This is a genomic window from Henriciella sp., from assembly GCF_049649345.1.
GTDB lineage: Bacteria > Pseudomonadota > Alphaproteobacteria > Caulobacterales > Hyphomonadaceae > Henriciella.
In genome coordinates this window covers 1-2,460 of record NZ_JBARZC010000556.1, presented here as the reverse complement: position 1 = coordinate 2,460, position 2,460 = coordinate 1, and the positions used below count along the sequence as shown (strand labels likewise).

3 protein-coding genes are annotated in these 2,460 nt (G+C 61.6%); 1 reads left to right on the top strand and 2 read right to left on the bottom strand.

The window, feature by feature from the left end; genetic code table 11:
* Positions 1 to 76 precede the first annotated feature (76 nt).
* Complete coding sequence (locus tag WA989_RS15385) at positions 77 to 814, top strand: type I pantothenate kinase (protein WP_424341360.1); 738 nt, start codon at positions 77 to 79, stop codon at positions 812 to 814.
* On the opposite strand, the gene WA989_RS15380 is transcribed toward WA989_RS15385, so the two are convergent.
* Positions 811 to 1,329, bottom strand: coding sequence for a GrpB family protein (locus WA989_RS15380; protein ID WP_424341359.1), 519 nt, complete (start codon positions 1,327 to 1,329; stop codon positions 811 to 813). The genes WA989_RS15385 and WA989_RS15380 overlap by 4 nt on opposite strands.
* Before the next feature lie 34 nt (positions 1,330 to 1,363).
* Positions 1,364 to 1,984 (bottom strand): YitT family protein, encoded by a 621-nt coding sequence (locus WA989_RS15375; protein WP_424341358.1) that lies wholly within the window; start codon positions 1,982 to 1,984, stop codon positions 1,364 to 1,366.
* Between the last annotated feature and the right edge of the window lie 476 nt (positions 1,985 to 2,460).

Sequence of the window (2,460 nt, the reverse complement as noted above, 5' to 3'; positions counted from 1 at the left end):
GACACAGGATTTCGGCAACCAGGATTTCGAGGACGAAATTCCGTTCTAGGCGTCCACGGATCCCGGGAGACTGACCATGAGCGCTGAGCCAGGCCAGACGGACCATGCCGGGCTGGCTGCGCTGGCTGAGCGTTTTCTGGGGCTGGCCAAGGACGAACCAGGCTTCGTCGTTGCTGTCACCGGGTCTGTGGCCTCTGGCAAGACCACGCTTGCCGAGCGGCTGGCGGCGCAGATGGGCCGCGAACGATCTGTTGAAACCGTTTCGACCGACGGGTTTCTCTTTCCAAATGCGACGCTCGATGAGCGCGGGCTGATGATGCGCAAGGGCTTTCCGGAGACCTATGACCGGGCCGCCATGGCCGAAGCGATTGCGGCGCTGCGCGCGGGCGAGGCGGCGTTCCCCGTCCACAGCCATGTCATCTATGACATCGACCCGGCGCTCACGCGCACGCTCAGCCGGCCGGATATTCTCATTCTTGAAGGGCTGGGCTTCTCACCGCTATCGAAGCGCGAACGCGGGCCGGGCGAGCCGGATGTACTTGTCTATCTCGATGCCGCGCAGGCCGACATTGAACACTGGTTTCTGACCCGGTTCATGGGCTTCTGGCACGCCGCCGAGCATGATCCGACATCCTTTTATGCGCAGTTCCGGCATATGAGCGTGCCGGAGGCCGAAGCCTTTGCCATGCAGGTCTGGGAGACGATCAATCTGCCCAATCTGAAAAATCATATCGAGCCGCTGCGCGAGTATGCCGACATCGTGCTGAACAAGGCTCGGGACCACACAGTGAGCCTGGTAGCGGACCGGCTCTAAGGGGCCGCCGCGAGCGACATGATCCGGGCGACGAAAGCTTCCTTGCCGCGCGTATAGGCTTTGCGATCGTCGCCGTAGCGCCGGGCGAGATCCTGCTTCAGGGCGGCATAATCGGCTGCGTCCTCGGGATGGGCCGTGAGATAATCGATGAACGCCAGGCGCGTATGCATCTCGCTTTGCGGCTCGCAGACATGGACATGATGGGTCCGCCGCTCGCCGCGAGGCGGCATGCCTTTTACGAAGAACAGCCGGTCGGTCTTCGGATTATCGGCCCAGAAGTCATAGCCCAGCGCGTCAAGTCTTGCAGGATAGCGCGAGCGGGCGCCTTCGAGATCAGGCACGAGGACCAGAATGTCGATGATCGGCTTGGCCGGCATTCCCGGAATGGCGGTGCTGCCAAAGTGGACCATGTCCAGGACGGTCTCGCCCTTGAGCGCGGCTGAAAGCTGCCTGGCCTCGCTCTGAAAAGCCGCTGGCCAATCTGGGTCGTAGGGGTGGATTTCAATCCCGTCCATCGGGCTGCACTCTAGGCGGCTGCCTGAGCCTTGCCTAGCTCATCCCGCGATAGCGGCCTGGCTTGTGATTGATGGCGACAGTCAGGTTCAGCACGAACGCCCCGACAATCGACAGCGCGACCAGCTTCAGCGGCAGCATGAACAGCGCGACGACGAGGATGGCGAGGTCGACGATAAGCTGGAAGATCCCGGCGCGGATGACGCCCTTGTCCTGCAGGAATTGCGACAGGATGGTGATCCCGCCAATCCCTGCGCGGTGGCGGAGCAGCATGACGAGGCCGACTCCCATCATCGCCGCCCCTGCAATCGACGCGAAGATCGGGTCCAGCACCGAAAAGTCCACCCAGAGCGGGATCAGCCGCGTCTGCACAGAGATAAGGGCGATGGCGATGAAGGTCCTGATCGTGAAGCCCCAGCCCATACGCATCACCGACAGGATGTAGAAGGGCAGGTTGAGAACGAAAAAGACGACGCCGAAGGTCAGCGGGGTGGCAAATTCAATGAGCAGGCTGGTGCCAGCAAGCCCGCCCGTGATTAGCGTTGCGGTGCTGTACAGCGTGACCCCGAAGGACAGAAGCAGCGTGCCAAGCACGAGGGCCTGCACATCCTCATACCATTTATGCTGTTCGAGTTCTGGCGCTGTCTCAGCTGTCACGATGACCCCACTTATTATGCTGCTGTCATAGCTGTTCCAGCCCGTTTGCTGCAGCGGACGACAAAAGACAATGGGATTAGTCAGCCGGCCCGGATCCCATCAACCTGTACGGAAATTCATTTAAAGCCGTTCCGGAATCACCCTTGGAAACGTGAACAAATTCTGCGGGCGCGTTAACCTTTTGTAAGCCGTATCACCCGCCCTTTCAGGTCAATACCTCAGGGAGAAGCCCGTGAGACGGATTGCCTTTTTTCTATGCGCAGCAGCGCTTGCTCTAAGCGGGTGTGGAGGTGGAGGCGGCAGTTCCTCGCCGACGCCGCCATCAGGTGGATCGCCGCCCTCTCCGCCGCCGCCTCCGCCACCACCGCCTCCTCCTCCTCCGCCGCCTCCGCCTCCGTCCGGGCAAGCAGATTCGGCTTTCGACACGCCGTCCTCGACCGCCCGTTTCCTGACGCAGGCCACATTCGGCCCCAACC

Bases quoted from the DNA above. Each gene is read 5' to 3' on its own strand.
- WA989_RS15385 (WP_424341360.1), top strand. From the start codon at position 77: ATGAGCGCTGAGCCAGGCCAGACGGACCATGCCGGGCTGGCTGCGCTG.
- WA989_RS15380 (WP_424341359.1), bottom strand. From the start codon at position 1,329: ATGGACGGGATTGAAATCCACCCCTACGACCCAGATTGGCCAGCGGCT.